The sequence below is a fragment of the Methylobacter sp. Wu1 genome (assembly GCF_036553575.1).
GTDB lineage: Bacteria > Pseudomonadota > Gammaproteobacteria > Methylococcales > Methylomonadaceae > Methylobacter.
In genome coordinates, this window is record NZ_JAZHOC010000034.1 from 15,738 (window position 1) to 33,432 (window position 17,695).

The following is a 17,695-nucleotide window of genomic DNA, read 5'->3' on the forward strand; positions in this document are numbered from 1 at the left end:
ACACAACGCCGCTCGTCAAAATACAGAGAAGTTATTTCTCGCCTTATCCTTAATTATTTCTTCGCGTTCTTCGTGACCTTCGTGGTAAAAATTCCTTGGTTTGCGCAGCATAAATCTTGGTCTCACTTATATGAACAATAACCAAAAACACCCCCCAGCCGATCAGAACAATCATGCCATAGATTATGCAGGGCGCAGGGAATTGCTGGCCTGGGCGTTGTTTGACTTTGCCAATTCCGGCTATACCACGGTCGTGTTGACGACAATATTCAGCACTTATTTCGTCGGGGTAGTTGCCGGCGACCTGCCCGGTTCAGCCACATTGCTATGGTCTCTGTCTGTCGGCATCGCCAATTTTGTGGTTATGTTCAGCGGTCCTGTCATTGGCGCGATTGCCGATGACCGGGCCAGCAAGAAACGCTTTCTGCTGATTTCCACGCTGGGCTGTATCCTATCGACGGCCTTGCTGGCGCTAGTCGGGCCTGGCGATATTTTGCCGGCCATGCTGCTGGTCACCGTTTCGGCCATCATGTTCTCCAGCGGCGAGAATTTGATCGCGGCGTTCCTGCCGGAGATCGTGCCGGAGCGGAACATGGGCAGAATGTCCGGTTACGGCTGGAGCCTAGGGTATTTCGGCGGCCTGCTGACGCTGGGGATTTGCCTGGCCTACATTACCTGGGCCAAGCAGCGAGGCATATCGGAAACCCAGTCCGTGCCCGTGACGATGCTGGTCACGGCCGGCATCTTCGCGCTGACGGCGACGCCGACTTTTCTGTGGCTGCGCGAGCGCGCGGCGCCAGCGGCTCATGGCGGGAACCTCTTCATGCTGGCTGTTGGCTTCAGGCGCCTGGCGCATACGTTTAAAGAGGCGGCCCGCTTTCGTGATTTGTTCCGTTTTCTGATCACGCTGGGCGTATACCAGTCCGGCGTCAGTACGGTTGTGGTGCTGGCCGCCATTTATGCGCAGGAGGTCATGGGCTTCGACACGCAGGCTTTGATTATCCTGATCATGGTGGTCAACGTAACGGCGGCGGTCGGCGCGTTTATCTGCGGACATCTGCAGGACCGCATAGGCTCGGTGCCGACCCTGGCCATAACGCTGCTGGTCTGGATCGCGGCCGTGGTCGCGGCTTTATTGGCGCGCCAGCCCGCACATATGTGGATAATCGGCAATATGATCGGCCTGGCCATGGGCGCAAGCCAGGCTGTCGGGCGGGCTTTGGTCAGCAAATTCTCGCCGAGCGGGCGCAGCGGCGAGTTCCTGGGCTTGTGGGGCGTCATGAACCGGCTGTCGGCTATCGCCGGGCCTTTGAGCTATGGCCTGATCAATTACTGGAGCGGCGGTGACCACCGGCTGTCGCTGGTATCGACTTTGCTGTTCTTTATTGCCGGCCTGCTGCTGCTCGCCAGGGTCAATGAGCAGCGCGGCAAAGCCGCCGCCCTTGATGCGAGCCGGTAACACTCGCCGGACCGATCAGCCGGGCTGCTGTAGCGGCTGACGCTTGGGCAGGCGCAGCGATACCAGAAACGTGGCCATGAAAAACAGCGAGCCCAGCGTCAGCATGGAAGCCACCGGATCGGCGTTCAGAGAGGCCGCATAGGTATAGCCGCCCACCGCGGCCAGCATGGACAAGTTTTGAAAGAACCCTTGCAGGGCCACGGCGCTGCCGCTGCCGATGCTTTGCTGTCCAAGCTCCTGCAGGGCGGCGTTGATGGGCACGATGAACATGCCGCCCATGATGCCGATAGAAAGCAGTGCGAAACGCGCCGGCCACAGGCTGTCGGTCAGGCTCAGATCGAAGATAAACAGCGCCATCAGGTAAGCCGGTATTCTGACGCGGCGCAGGTGTTCCAGCGGAATCAATCTCGGCACCAAAGCCGAGCCCAGGACGATGCCGATGGCGAGGAACAAGGTCAGCTCGGCGATTTCGGTCGCATTCTTCGACATTAAAACCAGCGGCGCCCAGGCCACGAGAATGACTCTCAGCGTTGCCGCCGCGGCCCAGAACATGGACGCGCCGATGATGGCAAAGCGCGAGCGCGGCGTCGTGAAGAACTGGCCTATCTGGCGGCTGAATTCGACCATTCCTGAGCCGGTATTGCTTTTGTTGCTGACGCGGACCGGCAAAGACAGCGTGACCAGGGCGGATGCGATAAACAGCACAATAGTGCCCGCGAGCGCCCAGGTAATCGAGTAATCGGCCACGCGGGCGCCGATCACCATGCCCAGCAAAATCGCCAGAATCGTTGAGCCTTCGATCCAGCTATTGGCCTTGACCAGAACTTCATGGCCCGCCAGTTCGGGCAGAATGCCGTATTTGGCCGGGCTGTAAACGGCCGCGCCCATGCCGACCACGCAGTAAGCCAGCAAAGGCTCTACGTGCAGCAGCAACAGGCCGGCGCCGGTAGCCTTGATCAGGTTGGCGATAATCAGCACCCTGGATTTGGCGTGATTGTCGGCAAATCCCCCTGCCCAGGGCGCAAGCAGCACGAACGCGACCAGAAACACGCTTTGCAGGGCCGGCACGTACCAGTTGGGCAGATGGGACGATTGCATGACCATGGCGATGACTGAAAACAAGATGGCGTTATCGGCAAAAGCCGACAGGAACTGCGCAATCAGCAGCGGATAGATTTTCCGGTTCATGAGGCTTTGTCGGTTGCCGTATCAGGCTGGGCGGCGGGCGCAAGTTTTGCGGCGGCAAGCTCTGTCGCCGCCGGATAATTGATTTTGCCGGACGCCATGACCGGCACCGCATTGACCACGAGAATTTTCTTCGGCAGGGCAATGTGCGCGATGCCTTCCGCGACAGCGGCCAGATCATGGAGGCGGGCATTTTTATGGGTCGTCAGCAGGATGACCTGTTCGCCCTTTTTGGCATCGGGCAGGCTGACGGCGGCATGGAGCTCTTCGGGCCAGGCTTTGGAAGCCAGTTGCTCTACCGCGGTCAAGGAAACCATTTCACCGCTGACTTTGGCAAACCGCTTGACGCGGCCGCGGATGCTGATAAAGCCGTCCTCGTCGACCTGCACGATATCGCCGGTGTCGTACCAGCCTTGGCCGTAAATGGATTCAGGCGGCACCAGCTGGCCCGGATTGTCGGCCAGCAGATAGCCCAGCATGATGTTAGGTCCCTTGACATGCAATTGCCCTGCATCCTCAATGCCCGGTATCGGTTCCAGCCGGTACTCCATGTCGGGCATGAAGCGGCCGACCGTGCCGGCTTTGTAATCCATCGGCGTATTGACCGAGGTGACCGGCGCCGTTTCGGTCGCGCCATAGCCTTCCAGAATGCGGATGCCGAATTTGTCGGCCCAGATCTGGCGCGTGCTTTCATGCAATTTTTCGGCGCCGGCCACGACATAGCGCATGTTGTAGAAATCGTAGGGATGGGCTTTTTTCGCGTAAGCCGCAAAAAACGTGTTCGTGCCGAACATGATGGTCGCGTTGATCTCGTAAGCGATTTCGGGGATGACTGCGTAATGCAGCGGCGTCGGATAGAAGAACGCCTTCATGCCGCTCAGAATCGGCAACAGCGTGCCGACGGTAAAGCCGAACGAGTGAAACATGGGCAGGAAATTGAGCACGACATCCTGCGCATTGAAGTTGATGCGCGCTTCCAGCTGTTTGTGATTGCCCAGAATATTGGCATGAGACAGCACGACACCCTTGGGCGTGCCTTCCGAGCCGGACGTGAACAGCACCACGGCCGGGCTGTCGGGGCTGTAACGGTTATGCTGATACCATAAGTTAGCCGTTTTGCATTGCACCAAAGCCTTGAATTTGGCTAAAGGCGTAATTTGCGCGGCCAGGTCTTCCAGGTAGACCAGCTTGACCACTTTCTGCAACTGCTCGGCTTCATCGGTTAAGCGGGCCATCTCTATAAAGCGGCGCGACGTTAACACCGTCTTGACGAGCGCCGTTCGGCAGGCTGACACCATGCCGGCCGAGCCGGTGGAAAAATTCAGCATGGCGGGCACGCGGCCGTGTAATTGCAAACCCAGAATCACAAACAGCGTTTTAGTCGAATTGGGCAGGAAAACGCCGACATTTTCGCCGGCGTCGGTGATTTTTTGCAGCGCATCGCCGATCGCAATCGTGCGCGTGATCACGCTGTCATAGGATAACGGGATGCGCTCCAGGTCTTCGACAACCTTATGTTTGCCGCCGTGTATCTTGCGCGCCTCCAGCAAGGCGGCAAAAACGGTTTGCCGGTAATGGCTGGTGGCGAACATCATATCGGTCATCATGTCGGCCAAGGCATGTCCGCTGTGCTTGCGGCGGGTTTTGCCCCGCATGTCCTCGGGCGCGGAAATCTTGGTCGGCGGCAGAATCTGAATCGTGATCTTGGGAAACAGGCGCAAACGCACGATATTGCGCAAGCGCGAGAAGTGCGTATATTCGGCGCCATCGATACGGATCGGCAAAATGGTCGCGCCCGATTTGTCGGCGACCATGCCGGTGCCGTCGTAAATCTTCATCAGGGAACCGGTTACCGTAATGCGGCCTTCCGGGAATATGACGGTGCGGGTATCATGCTGCAGATGGTGAATGACATCCTTCAACGACATCGGATGCGTCGGGTCCATCGGGAAAACGCGCGACAGGCTCAGAAAAGGCCTTAGCCACCAGCGCTGGGAAATGTGCGTATTGATCGCAAAAGTGATGTCGTCGGGCAGGAAAACGCCCAGCAGCAGCGGGTCCAGAAAGGACGTATGGTTGGATATGATCAGGACGCGGTTCCCGGCCTGTTTATAGTTTTCCAGGCCTTTGACTTCAACCTTATAGATCAAAGTCAGCAGCCAGCGTAAAATTTTTTTCAGCATAATATTCCTCCTTGCACCATCTTAGCAGACATTGAGAGATGTCTTGATGACGTAATTCTAAATTGTAATTGAACAATGTTCAATTAAATATTTACACGCTTTTTACTGTCGCCTGGCAATTCTGTTTTTAATCCTCCTCAAAGCATAAAAGAGCTCGGCAAGGAAAAATAATGACAAGATGACAATTAACATCTAAGTTTAATACGTCATTGACTTTTGTAGAGATAAACCATGCAACGAAATACCTCACGAGTCGGTCATGCGCTGGCTCTCATCATCGCCGGCCTGTTTGCCTTCGGATCGGCGCAAGCGGACAAGCCGACACGATTCAGCGATCACCCTGACGGTAAGAACAGACAGAAAGACAAGCATGACCGTTATGTGAATCAGCGGCCGGATCATAACGCGAGGGCAGGGGGCAACATAGGGAGAAACGATTATTTTCTCGACCGGCACAGAACCGTTATCCATGATTATTACATTCAACAGTCCCGTTCCGGGCGTTGTCCGCCAGGGCTGGCCAAAAAGCGGAACGGCTGCCTGCCGCCCGGCCAGGCCAAAAAATGGCAGATCGGCCGGCAGCTTCCTAGGGACGTGATTTTCTATGATTTACCGCCTTCGCTCGTTCAGTCCTTGGGGCCTGCGCCGAGAGGCTACCGCTATGTGCGCGTGGCGTCCGACATTCTGCTGATAACGATAGGCACAGGCATGATCGTGGATGCCATACAGGATTTGGGCAGGATGTAACCCTGCGCAAATCCGGGGCGGTTTTAATCGCCCGGCCAAGGCTGTCTGTCAGGTTTATCAACTTTAACAAGCAAATGTTGTCGCAATAATTATTTATCCGTAAAGACGAATGAAGCAGGCCGATAAAACTCTGCTGGAGCAGATGGCGATCACTGAATCGGACGCCGAGCGCCGCAAGTCATTGTTATCGTTCAGCGCGGCCGATGCCGCATGGCTGGCCCGTTGCCGACCGGTCATCGAGACGAAAATAGATGCCCTGGTAGACGAATTTTACGAAATTCAGATCCGCATACCTGAAGTTGCGCAAATGATCGATGGCGCCGATACCTTGGCGCGCCTGCGCGGTATGCAGCGCCGCTATGTCCTTGATCTGTTCGGCGGTTCGTACGGCCTGGATTATATAAGCGACCGGTTAGGCATAGGGTTGGCCCATAAACGCATCGGCGTCGAACCCAAATTCTATCTTTCGGCCATCCACACGCTTAAATGCCTTTTGGCCAGATTGATAAACGAAGCGCTTCCGGAAGCCGGCGCTCGCCAGGCCACGCTGGCGGCGCTTGATAAATTATTGCTATTCGATATAACGCTCGTGTTTGAGACTTACATCGGCAGTCTGGTTTCGGAAGTCAAAGCCGAAAAAGACAAATCCCTGACTTACGCGCGGACACTGGAGATCAAGGTCATGGAGCGGACGCAGCAACTGGAGAGGTTGGCGCGCACAGATCCGCTCACAGGGCTGTTGAATACGCGCTTTCTTACTGAAATGCTTGAGAAAATCCTCCATAGGGCCCAGCGCCATTACGACCCTGTGACGTTCGCCTACTTTGATATTGACGATTTCAAGAAAATCAATGATATCGAAGGTCATCAGCGCGGCGATGACGTGTTGCGCATGATAGGCGATGTCTTCAGAAAAGTATCGCGTGCCGAGGACTGCTGCTTCCGCTATGGCGGCGATGAATTCTGCATCATTCTGACTAACTGCACCGAATCGCAGGCCAGCGAAATCTATATGCAGCGCTTCAATGACGCTCTCAGGCAATACCGGCAGGATGTCACCTTAAGCATTGGCATCTTCCAGACAGGCCCCGATCATTATGACGACCCCGAAACCGTCATCCGCTGCGCTGACCATAGAATGTACGAGGCGAAAAGAGCCTTCAAGTCGGCCCGGCAGTCATCGGATACCTGATGCAAGCCCGGCAATGCGCCAAATATACGAAATTTTCGATAGGGCTGAAGCGCTTTATGGCCTGTAAAACAGTAGTGAAGGTTTGCCAGGCATTTTAAGGCTATCAAGGTCTGGACTTACATATTTTTCTTTTCTGCTACCGGTAGAAAGCAGGGTTAGGTGATCTAAAAGCGGTTTTAAAACCTGTCGGGTTAGCTCATCGGGCGTAACCCGACAAGATACCTGCATTATGTCGGGTTACGCTGCGCTAACCCGACCTACAAGTCTGAGCCTGATAGCGGCTATTCTCGCGAAGGCTTAGTGCGACTAATTGGAAAATTGTAGATGGAACTTAGTAATTTTGACTTTCTTAAACACCATGATGAGTTGCTGGTGCGCCTCGCCAAAACCGCCGAAGCCTGTTTCGTGCCCGACCCCAACACCATGCTCACCAAAATGTGTCAATTGGGCGAAGAACTTGTCAAAACCATCGCCTCCCGCGTGGGAGTAAACAGTATATTCTACGTAGATGTGGGGTGACCGCCAGGCCACTCATTGCTATAATTACATTAATGGCTAGCATTTCGGTCAACAAGGACAAAAGATGACCGCTTTACTTTGAGGCGTTCTTTGTGTGCAGCATAAGATTATAGGTAGAAGTTTGGCCGGGGATGGAAGTAATTCACCTATAAGCATATATCAATGCAGAGGCGTGAAAAAATTGCACCAAATAAAATCACATAAAACATAAAAACTAAACCACCAAACACCGCAGCAAACATCTGACCAAAGTATTAAGGCGCAAGCCAACTAGGAGTGGCTATCTAAATGCAACAGCAGAAAGACAAAGTTATATTCGCCAACCAACTCCGCGCAATAGCGATTATCGCAGTAATGATAATTCATCTATGTGGAATTTATTGGCGTGCGCGAGGCACGGTTTCAGCCTATATATTCGCCCCAGAAATCGAAGGTCCAGCCTCCGGTCTACTTGGGTGGCTATCACCTCCAACGGTAAACTATGGTCCATTTGGGGTCGCTATTTTTTTTCTTATCAGCGGGTTTGTAATACCATTTTCGCTATCTAAATTATCGCCCATTGAGTTTTTAGTAGCTAGAGTTTTTAGGATTTACCCAACATACCTAATAGGCTCAGCAGTAATGCTGCTTTGCATTTGGTTTTCGAGTCTCTACTGGGGCAAGGAATTTTCAATAAATACAAACAACTTATTGTTAAATCTAGCTCTTATACACACAAATATTTTTGTTAAAACAATTGATCTTGTCAACTGGACGTTATCCATAGAAATAAAATTCTATCTAATCTCCGCAATCCTTTACAGTTCCATAAGAAAAGCAAATCCGCTGCCGATAATATTGCTAGCGGTTGGTACGCTCTGCTTCACAGAATGGTACCCTGAGGCAAAATCCGTCATACACTTTACAAGCTTTAATCTATCGATTGAGTCGATAAAAGCAGAGCTAATGGTTGTGTGCTTTATGTTCATAGGAACTTTCTTCTACTTTCATTTCTTTGAAAAAATCACAACTTTAGAACTTGTATTGTATTCCTCAATACTGCTGCTTTTGGTTTTGTTGTGCTGGACGCATAATGCCTGGGCTAGCGGAATACCAGGCGTGCCGCGAAACTACATTTATGGTCTTTCCGTGTTTGTCACGGCATACGCACTTAGAAAACACTTCCGGCTATTTACGCCTTTAGATTTTATTGCAAAAATCAGCTATCCACTCTACATAACCCATTCCTTAATCGGCTACTCCATTATGCGGGTCGCGATGGACAATAGTCTCCCGTATTTTGCTGCACTGTTAATAGCTATTTCGATTATTGTGGCTATTTCTTACACGCTACATATCACAGTAGAAAACAAGTCCATTGAAATTGGAAAAAAGCTTATAGAAAAAATTCGCAGCAAAAACTCTAAAACGGAACTAGAGGGGCGACAGGCCAGTTTAAGTTTTTAAATATTTGACAGTTATTTATCGGCCCCCGTATGGGCGCCTTTTATTTTCGTATCCACAGCAATACACTGCCTCATTTCTACATCAGGCAGATTATGAGATGACGGCATTAAAATCGCCTGCCCAAAGCGTCGGGCTTCCAGTTCAAGATTATCAACTCACTCACCTTGGCTTTTCCCTGCCGATAATTCGTGTTGCTGTAACGGATGTTCAGCGTTTCGAATTGGAAACCCTCTGATCTCATGGGTAGAAATCGACTTTCAATATTTGTTACCCATCAGCGTTGAGTTTTCCAGTCAAAAATTTGCATGTGTAATAATATCAACATGATAGTGGGTAGCTGCTGGAAAATTTAAACGCTCTTTTGTTGTAAAATTGGCAAATTTAGACGCCGTTTTCCAGTCTAAGTAAGAATACACAAAGACCAGGTCGGATAACGCCAGTTTTTTATCTAAATTAAAGCAAAAAGTTAGGCGCACTGATCAAACGATACAGAGTCAGAATCAAGCAATATCGAAACAACTTGAAACTATATAAAACTGCATATATGTTTTCGCCTATTAAATAAATAGACACATAGTCAACCAAGGCTGATTTTTTATCGGCCTTTTTTATGTTCGATGATTTAACAGCCGCAACCAATGCGGCTTTTTTTTTGCCTGATGTTTTCTCGGCTAATCCTACGCTGTATCATGTAAGCACTTTAAAAACGTGTACCAAGGTGTGTACCAAATGCCTGATCTTGATATTACACCTCTATATAAAACAGTAATTTATGAAGATACTCAGCATTTATTTTAAAAATATCAAATCATTAGAAGGCGAGAACCGGATTGACTTTGATCAGGCGCCGTTTGATACCGGTGTTTTCGCCATTACCGGCCCTAATGGTTCCGGCAAATCCGCCATTCTCGACGCGATCACGCTGGCTTTATACGGCGAGACGTTCCGCTTTGAACGCCCGGCCCGGCATGTCATGACCAAGCACACGGCCGACTGTTTTTCCGTGATCGAATTTTCGCTGGGCGCTGACCGATACCGGTCAAGCTGGCATGTCGAGCGCGAAGGCGGCCGCCCCGATGCGGAACTGACGCCGCCGGTCATGACGCTGACCCGCCTCGGCGAAAACGAGGAACTGCTGGCCGATACCCCGCATTCGGTCTGCGCCTTGATTACCGAAATCACCGGCATGAATTTCCGCAATTTCACGCGCTCGATCATGCTGGCGCAAGGCGATTTCGCCGCTTTCCTGAACGCCCTCGATACCGAGCGCATGGATATCCTCGAGAAAATCATCAGCAGCGATATCTACGCCGATTACCGGAAAAATGTCATTGACAAGGCCGAGAGCGCGCAAAAACAACTGGACCAGTTAAGGCAGGATCTGGCGATAGTGCAAATCATGCCGCCTGAAAAACGGGAAGCGTGCGAGCATGATTTGATCGACTTCAGCGAGCAGTACGCCGAATTGCGCGCCGATCACAACCAATTGAAGCAACAGCAGGCCGCGCAAAGACGCATAGCGATGCTGAAAACCGAAATCGCCGGCCAGGAAAAACAATTGCAGGACGCCCAAAAACAGGCCGAAAGCCAGCAGGAAAGCCTGGCCAAACTGGCCACCGCCCAGGACGCGCTGCTCTTTCAGGACGATGCCACGGCCATTGCCGACAAAAATCAGGCGGTTCAGCAGGACAAAGCCGCGCTGGCCGCCTACCGCAACGAACTGAAACAGCTGGAGGCCATGTTCGCCGCCTCGAATATCGACAGAAACGCCCCGGTCGATCTGGCCAATAAATCCGTTGCCGAGCAGAAGGAGGCCATAGACAGCACCAAGGCGCAGATCGAACTGCTCAATATGGACCGGCAGTCGGAAATGGGTTTGCGCCAGGCTTTGGGGGCGCAGATCGAGGAAAAGAAAGCCGTGCTGGAGACCGTCAATGCATGGCTGGACGAGCATGCCGCCGATGAAGCCTTGCTGTCTGACTTCCCTGAAACCGGCCGCCTGAAAAAGCTTAGGACAGAGCTGGTCGAGTTAAGGGAAAAACAGAAGTCCTTCGCCAAATGGACCAAGAACACGACCGCTTCGCTGAAAAACAACAAGTCTGCGATCGAACAGGGCATCAAAAAACAGGCCGAGTTAAAAGACAAGATAAATGAAGAAGAGCAGGAACTGGTATCGCTGGCGGAAGGCCACAATCCCGATGAAATTGAAGAGCTGCGCCTGGAACAGCAGGAGCGCGTCAAGGCATTCGATGAATTGAACAGCCTTGCGCGCGCGCATCAGAAACTGAATGAAGCGGGTCTCGGTTTTTTCGGCAGCCTGCTGGGTAGAGCGGAGCCGGAATACGATATCGACGCCTTGAACCGCGATCTGGAACAGACCCAGCAGGAAATAAGCCGCGAGGAGAATATCAAACGCGCATTGGAAGAGTCGGTCGTCCGCGAAGCCCTGCTGAAAAAAATGGAAGCGGACCGGCAGCATCTGGTGGAAGGCAAGCCCTGCCCGTTGTGCGGATCTCTGACTCACCCGTATGTCAGGCGTCCCCCGGCCGTATCCAATTCCCAGCAGGCGTTAACCGATCAGCGCGCAAAACTGCAGGCGCTGACGGCGAAGGTCGGCAGGCTGACGCAGCAAATCAAGGCCGCGCAACGGCAGGCCGAGAAGAGAGATGCGACCGATAAGCAGCTGGCGCAGATCAAATCGCAATGGACGATGTTGTGCAACCGGCTCAATGTCGCCAGCAGCAAACTGGATATCGGCAACACCAAGCTGATGAAGCAGCTGCTGCAGGCCGAAATCGATGAACTGAAAGAAATAGGCGCGTTGGCTTCCCGATACCGAAGCAAGCAGGACAGTATCGAAAAGCTGAAATCATCGCTGGCCAAGAACGAAGCCGCGCTCGAACGGCTCAAGGACGGCACCGAGAAACTGGATGCCGAATGGCAGGGACGTCCGCAGGACCAGATCGACACGGAAGCGGCGCTGGTCAACTATCAGCAGGAAGAAAAAGAGCTGGTCGCCAAAATGACCGAACAGCTGGCCCGGCTCGGAGAAAAACTGCCGGCCAGCGGCAAGGAAGACGCCCTGTTCGACCGGCTCAACAGCCGCCGCCAGGATTATCAGGGCTATGTATTCCGTCGCAGATCCTTGACCGAGGAGATGGATTCGCTGGCGGAAAAAGAGGCTGTCGCCCGGGCCAAGATACAGGAAGACAATGACAAGCTCGAAGTATACGGCCGCCGCCTGCAGCAGGAAGAAACCGTCGGCCTGCATCTGGCTTTGATCGAGAAGCAGAAGATGATTGCCGACAAGGAACGGCAGATCGCGCAACAGGAAACCGAGCTTGCCGGCCTGCGGCAGGCGCTGCTGCAAAAACTGCAGGGCACACAGTTCACGAGCCTGCAGGCGCTTGAGTCCACGCTTGACCTGATGCAGGATCAGCCGGAGCTGGAGCGGCAATTGGCCGCGCTGGAGAAGGACATCGAAACCATGGCGGCGCAGCTGGAGCAGCAAAAAGCCCTGCTGCAGGCCGAGCTGGCCCATGCAGACGCGGCGTTAAGCAGGGAAGAAATAGAGGTTCAATTAAGAAGCCTGGCCGAAAAAATGGACATTGCGCAGATGGAAGTCCAGCGTCTGGAAAGAACGCTGAAGGAGCAGGCTCAGCAGAAGCAGCGGCATGATGCGATTCTGGCTCAGCTCCAGGATCAGGAAGCCATCGCCGGCCAATGCCTGGCGGAAGCCCAGCAGATTGCGGCCGAAAGCGGCGTGGAGTTCCGCCGCCGCGTGCAAAGGCAGGTCGCTGAAAAGCTGTTGGCGCAAACCAATGAAATACTCGAAAAAATCAGCGGCCGCTATTACATCCGGCAGGCGCCCAGCGAACAGGGGCTGGCGCTGGAAATCGAGGATACCTATCAGGCCAACGTCCGCCGCCTGCCCCGGACCCTGTCCGGCGGCGAGAGCTTCATCGTGAGCCTGGCGCTGGCCCTGGGACTTTCGGAACTGGCCAACAACGGCAGGGCCGTGGATTCGCTGTTCCTGGATGAAGGCTTCGGCAACCTCGATGCGGAAAACCTGTACACGGTCATCAGCACGCTGGAAAGCCTGCATACGCACGGAAAAGTCGTCGGCGTCATTTCCCATGTCGAAAGTGTGCAGAAACGCTTCAAGGCGCAGCTGCAAGTGCTCAGGAAGCCGAACGGCATGGGCGAGCTGAGGAAAGCATCTTGATAACAGCCTGCTACGGACTTAAGCCATAAAAGCCTGGCAGGCAGCCATCATGCCGGGCCGATTTTCATGCCCCGCAGGCAACGAAAGCATTGCCTCGATTAAAAGATGCGGTTAACGCGACGGTTATCTGAATCGGGCTTATTGCACCCGAAGGCGAGTTGCTTTCTTTTGCGCCCTGTAGGCTATTTCAGCCGGAAGCGGCGCTGCTCGCCGCTTCACCCGCCGCTGGCACCCTGCCTGAACAGGAATGCCCTGCTGTATCAAAAAAAACGGTTAGTCTATACTCATAGACTGTTTCTACATTTCATGATTAAGCTAGGCTCCCACGATGAATGAATGGTTTTTTTCTTTTAACAATACAGTCAGCGGCCCCTATTCATTGGATTATGCAAAAGTTTTCGCCCGTGAACACCAAGGCGCTTATTGCTGGTGTCCGCGTTTTCCCGACTGGATTCCCATTTTCGAAGCGGCTGAAATCAGGCCGATGAAGAAAGACGGCGTCACGCCTTTTCCGCCGCCGCCTGCGCATATGATGTCGCCCAAACCGGCAGCGTTGCCTGTCGGCGCTCAGCCGGTCAGTGCGGCTAATACGCAGCCGGATGCCCAGTCTTCCGGCGGTTTTGGCCAACAGGCGGTCACGGACGGTATCGATTATAAAATCTACGGCCATGAAATGCAGTTTGTGGAAATCGAACTGGACCCGCAAGAGAGCGCGGTCGCCGAGGCCGGCGCGATGATGTACAAAAGCGCGGGAGTAAAAATGGAAACCATTTTCGGTGACGGTTCGGCCAATCAGCAATCCGGTATCATGGGGCTATTGCTGGGCGCGGGTAAGCGTCTGCTGACTAACGAAAGCCTGTTTGTTACCGTGTTCACACAAAACGCACACGACAAAGGTAAGGTAGCGTTCGCGGCGCCTTTTCCAGGCACTATTCTTGCCTTGAATTTGAACGACTACGGCCAAAAACTGATTTGCCAGAAAGACAGTTTTTTGGCGGCCGCCAAAGGCGTGCAGATCGGCATTCATTTCCAGCGCCGTATTTTAACTGGCCTGTTTGGCGGTGAAGGTTTTGTCATGCAAAAACTGGAAGGCAATGGCTGGGTGTTTGTACATGCCGGCGGCTGTCTGCATAAAATAGAACTGGCCGCCGGAGAAATGCTGCATGTCGATACCGGATGTCTGGCGGCAATGACGGGCAGCGTTGATTTTGACATTCAACAGGCCGGCGGCATTAAAACCATGCTGTTTGGCGGCGAAGGCTTGTTTTTTGCCAAGTTAACCGGTCCCGGCACCGTCTGGCTGCAAAGTCTGCCGTTCTCGCGCCTGGCGGGCAGGATGATGTCGTCGGCGCCGCAAGGGGGCGGCAGACAACAAGGCGAAGGCTCCATTCTGGGAGGACTGGGGAATTTACTCGACGGGGACTGATGCGGCCATGTACAGAGACCGGTCTTTAGCAACGCGCATGCACAACCTCTTTAACCGTGCGGATGGGTTTCCGATGCCGGTGCGAACGATTCGCACCGGCATCGGAAACCCGGTTCACATAACTGTCGCGCTGGCGGCGGCTTAACTCAGTCGATCTGAATTCAGCTTGCCGGGCAACCTGTGTTAAGCGGATACAGCGTCTAAGGCTTGACCGCAACGCCCCACGGGTAAAGCCCGACGCCCACGGATTTGGTCACCTTGTGGGTTTCCAGATCGACCAGGGAGATGTCATTGCTGACGCCGTTGGTCGTATAAAGCCGTTTCTGGTCCGGCGAGAACGCCAGATTCCAGACCCGCTGCCCCACCAGCAGATATTTCTCCGCCTCAAGGGTTTGGGCATTAACCACGGCAACCCGGTTGGCCGGCCCCAAGGCTACATAGGCCCATTGGCGCTTGCTGTCGATCACGACCCCGACCGGCTGAATCTTGTCGTCTGTGACGCCCGTGACGGCGAACTTGATCTGCTTGATGATTTTGCGCGACGCCGCATCGATCACCGTTACCGTTCCGGCCATTTCCGAGGTGACCCAGAGCTGTTGGCTGTCGGCGGTAAAGCTCAGTGCGCGGGGCCGGGGATCGACCAGCGTATTATCGACGACTTGAAGGCTTTTCCGGTCGATCCAGTGCACCATGTTGGTAGCTTCCGAAGCGCTGGCGACCCACTTGCCGTCCGGGCTGACGGTAATGCCTTCCGGTTCGACGCCGACCGGAATTTCCTTGACGGCCTTGCGCTGCCCAATGTCGATGGCCGTCACCCGGCTGTCGTCTTCGTTGGAGACGTAGGCGAACTGGCTGTCGGGATCGAGCGCGAACGTTTCCGGGTCCTTGCCGGAGGGCAACTGCCCTTCCTCGGCAAAGGTTTCGCTGTCAATGATGCGGATGGTATTGTCATCGCTGGTGGCGATGTAAAGATGCCGATAATCCTTGCTGATGGCGATGCCGCGCGGACGCTGGCCGACACTGACCGTTTTCAGCAGCTTGCCTTCAACCGGATCGACGACCGCAAGGGCGTTGTCTTTTTCCAGCGTCACAAAAACCGTTTCGGCGTGAGCTATGCCGCCTGCTATCAGCAGGGCAGCCGTAATAAAATGTTTCATAAATCTGCACACAAAAAAAGACAACATATCATTGCTGTCAAGAAGATAAATAACGGCTGTAAAAAAAAGAATTTTTCCTATAGCGGGAGAGGAATCTGGACACCATAATTGAAAATTTAAACGGGCCGAAAATGAGTTTACGTTATCAGATCAACATTAGAATTTTCCTGGTCAGCATCGCTATCCTGATTTTAGGTGGTTCCGTGGCTATCTGGCAGGCGCGCGGCGCTGTGAGCAGGGAGATCGATTCGTCGCTCAATCTGGCCGCCCAGCTCATTCAGCTCAATTTTCCGCAATCACAACAGGCGGCGTTTGATGTCGATACCTGGCTGCCCCGGTTCGTCTCGCTGAAGCAGACCCGCCATCTGAACATTCAATTGAAAAAGCCTGTTGGCGGGGTGGTCAGCTATGCGGCCAAGCAGAAAGATGAGATCGATGGTTATATGCCGCCCCAATGGTTTATCCATCTGGTCTCGGCGGAATACCCGCAACTTGAGCAACAACTGACTACCGCTGACGGCGAACGGATCACGCTGATCATTCAGGCCGACCCGCTGGACGAAATCGTCGAGGTATGGGAGGAAAGCTGTTCATTTTTCATTTCCATGCTGGTGATGACACTGGTCACGTTTCTGGCCGTCAATCTGGCTTTCAACAAGGCATTCAAGGCGACAGCCGTCATCGTCGATGCACTCAAAGTCATTGAACAGGGTGAGTATCAGCAAAAACTGCCTGAGTTTTCCATCAAGGAATACGACCACATCGCCAAAGCCATCAACCACATGACCCACGTCCTGGATGCGGCTCACAAGGAAAACAGAGCCCTGACGCTGCACTCGCTGGAGATCCAGGAAGAGGAGCGGCAGCGTTTGTCGCAGGAACTGCATGACGAACTGGGACAATCATTGACAGCGATTAAAGTCATGGCGGTCACGGCCAAGCGCAACAAAGCCGAAACCGAGCGGATTACCGATGCCATTACCGGCATTTGCGATCATCTGATCACGGTCGTGCGCTCCATGATGCGCAATCTGCATCCGCTGAGCCTGACCGAACTGGGCTTGAAGGCGACCCTGGAAGACCTGATCAATCAGTGGGCAACCCGAAATCCCGAATTAAAGCTGAACCTGAGCTGTTCCGATGAAGTTGACGGGCTGGAGCAGAAAATCACCATTCAGGTCTTCAGAATCGTGCAGGAGTGCATCACCAACACCGTCCGTCACGCGCAGGCCGAACAGGCCGTCATCTGCCTTGAAATCGTGCCTCAGGCCGCTTCCGGCAGAGAATTGCGCCTGCAGGTGACCGATAACGGCAAGGGCTACGCGCCGGAACAGGTCAAAATGGGTTTCGGGCTGCTGGGCATGAGAGAGAGAATAAAAAGCCTGGGCGGTGAACTCCGCCTGCAAACACGGCCTCAACAAGGTATGAACATCATCGCAACCATTCCCCTGAAATGAAAGAAAAAATAAAAGTTATTCTGGTGGACGACCATGCGGTCGTCAGGGCAGGCTTCCGCCTGCTGTTATCTTCCGTGGACCACATAGACGTGGTAGCCGAGGCCGAGCGGGGCGAGCAGGCCTGTCAGCTTTACCTGGACAAAAAGCCGGACGTCATCGTGCTGGACCTGTCGATGCCCGGCATCGGCGGGCTGGAGAGCATAAGGCGCATTCTGCTGCGCGATAGCGCGGCCAAAATACTGGTGTTCAGCGTTCATGACGAGGCGGTTTACGTCAACCGGGCGCTTGCCGCCGGAGCGAAAGGCTATATCACCAAGAACACCGCGCCGGCGATTCTGGTGGAAGCGATAGAGAAAATAGCCGCCGGTGAAACTTATATAGAACAGGGCTTAAGGGAAAGCCTGCCTGAGCGCAATAAGGATTCCGACTACCGGGCGCTGATCGATTCATTGTCCGCGCGGGAATTCGACGTCTTCCGGTTGCTGGCTAAAGGCCTGACCATGCATAAAATTTCCGATGAGCTGTGCCTGGGCTATAAAACCGTGGCCAATTACGGCACGCAGATCAAAAGCAAGCTCAAGGTATCGACGACGGCCGAACTGGCGCATATCGCCATGGTGCTGGGCATCATGAAAAACTGAATCGTCCCGAAGGCTTGGCCGCTTGTAGGCTTTCCTACATTGCCCTCCAGAGCCAATT

The 17,695-nt window shown here is 53.6% G+C and carries 13 protein-coding genes; 10 read left to right on the forward strand and 3 right to left on the reverse strand.

Annotated features, from left to right (window positions below):
* Nucleotides 1-130 precede the first annotated feature (130 nt).
* Nucleotides 131-1,459, forward strand: coding sequence for an MFS transporter (locus tag V2P20_RS03920; RefSeq protein WP_331816315.1), 1,329 nt, complete (start codon nt 131-133; stop codon nt 1,457-1,459).
* Between the two features lie 15 nt (nt 1,460-1,474).
* Here the strand turns inward: V2P20_RS03920 and lplT are convergent, their stop codons facing one another.
* Nucleotides 1,475-2,647: a lysophospholipid transporter LplT gene (gene lplT, locus V2P20_RS03925; protein WP_331816317.1), complete on the reverse strand. Its 1,173-nt coding sequence runs from the start codon at nt 2,645-2,647 to the stop codon at nt 1,475-1,477.
* Nucleotides 2,644-4,827 (reverse strand): AMP-binding protein, encoded by a 2,184-nt coding sequence (locus tag V2P20_RS03930; RefSeq protein ID WP_331816319.1) that lies wholly within the window; start codon nt 4,825-4,827, stop codon nt 2,644-2,646. The genes lplT and V2P20_RS03930 overlap by 4 nt, the downstream gene beginning before the upstream one ends.
* A 231-nt stretch (nt 4,828-5,058) precedes the next feature.
* Here V2P20_RS03930 and V2P20_RS03935 point away from each other — a divergent pair, with 231 nt between their 5' ends.
* From V2P20_RS03935 to V2P20_RS03965, 7 genes are all read left to right on the forward strand, one after another.
* Nucleotides 5,059-5,574, forward strand: coding sequence for an RcnB family protein (locus tag V2P20_RS03935; RefSeq protein ID WP_331816321.1), 516 nt, complete (start codon nt 5,059-5,061; stop codon nt 5,572-5,574).
* A 109-nt stretch (nt 5,575-5,683) separates the two neighbouring features.
* Nucleotides 5,684-6,766 carry a GGDEF domain-containing protein gene (locus tag V2P20_RS03940; protein WP_331816323.1) on the forward strand — a complete coding sequence of 361 codons (1,083 nt, stop codon included), beginning with the start codon at nt 5,684-5,686 and terminating at the stop codon, nt 6,764-6,766.
* A 324-nt stretch (nt 6,767-7,090) separates the two neighbouring features.
* Nucleotides 7,091-7,285: a hypothetical protein gene (locus tag V2P20_RS03945; RefSeq protein ID WP_331816325.1), complete on the forward strand. Its 195-nt coding sequence runs from the start codon at nt 7,091-7,093 to the stop codon at nt 7,283-7,285.
* A 288-nt stretch (nt 7,286-7,573) separates the two neighbouring features.
* Nucleotides 7,574-8,731 carry an acyltransferase family protein gene (locus V2P20_RS03950; protein ID WP_331816327.1) on the forward strand — a complete coding sequence of 386 codons (1,158 nt, stop codon included), beginning with the start codon at nt 7,574-7,576 and terminating at the stop codon, nt 8,729-8,731.
* A gap of 97 nt (nt 8,732-8,828) precedes the next feature.
* The gene (locus tag V2P20_RS03955) at nt 8,829-8,966 is read left to right on the forward strand and encodes a hypothetical protein (RefSeq protein WP_331816329.1); all 138 of its coding nucleotides are present in this window, start codon (nt 8,829-8,831) and stop codon (nt 8,964-8,966) included.
* A 537-nt stretch (nt 8,967-9,503) separates the two neighbouring features.
* Nucleotides 9,504-12,956, forward strand: coding sequence for an AAA family ATPase (locus V2P20_RS03960; protein WP_331816331.1), 3,453 nt, complete (start codon nt 9,504-9,506; stop codon nt 12,954-12,956).
* Nucleotides 12,957-13,284: 328 nt separating this feature from the next.
* Nucleotides 13,285-14,382, forward strand: coding sequence for a TIGR00266 family protein (locus V2P20_RS03965; RefSeq protein ID WP_348532240.1), 1,098 nt, complete (start codon nt 13,285-13,287; stop codon nt 14,380-14,382).
* A gap of 200 nt (nt 14,383-14,582) precedes the next feature.
* Here V2P20_RS03965 and V2P20_RS03970 read toward each other — a convergent pair whose 3' ends face one another.
* Nucleotides 14,583-15,539, reverse strand: coding sequence for a PQQ-dependent catabolism-associated beta-propeller protein (locus V2P20_RS03970; protein WP_331816333.1), 957 nt, complete (start codon nt 15,537-15,539; stop codon nt 14,583-14,585).
* Between the two features lie 131 nt (nt 15,540-15,670).
* Between V2P20_RS03970 and V2P20_RS03975 the strand changes: the two genes are divergently transcribed.
* Together V2P20_RS03975 and V2P20_RS03980 are read left to right on the forward strand one after the other, a co-directional pair.
* On the forward strand, nt 15,671-16,996 hold the full coding sequence (locus tag V2P20_RS03975) for a histidine kinase (protein ID WP_331816335.1): 1,326 nt from the start codon (nt 15,671-15,673) through the stop codon (nt 16,994-16,996).
* Nucleotides 16,993-17,637: a response regulator transcription factor gene (locus V2P20_RS03980; protein WP_194970797.1), complete on the forward strand. Its 645-nt coding sequence runs from the start codon at nt 16,993-16,995 to the stop codon at nt 17,635-17,637. The genes V2P20_RS03975 and V2P20_RS03980 overlap by 4 nt, the downstream gene beginning before the upstream one ends.
* Nucleotides 17,638-17,695 lie beyond the last annotated feature (58 nt).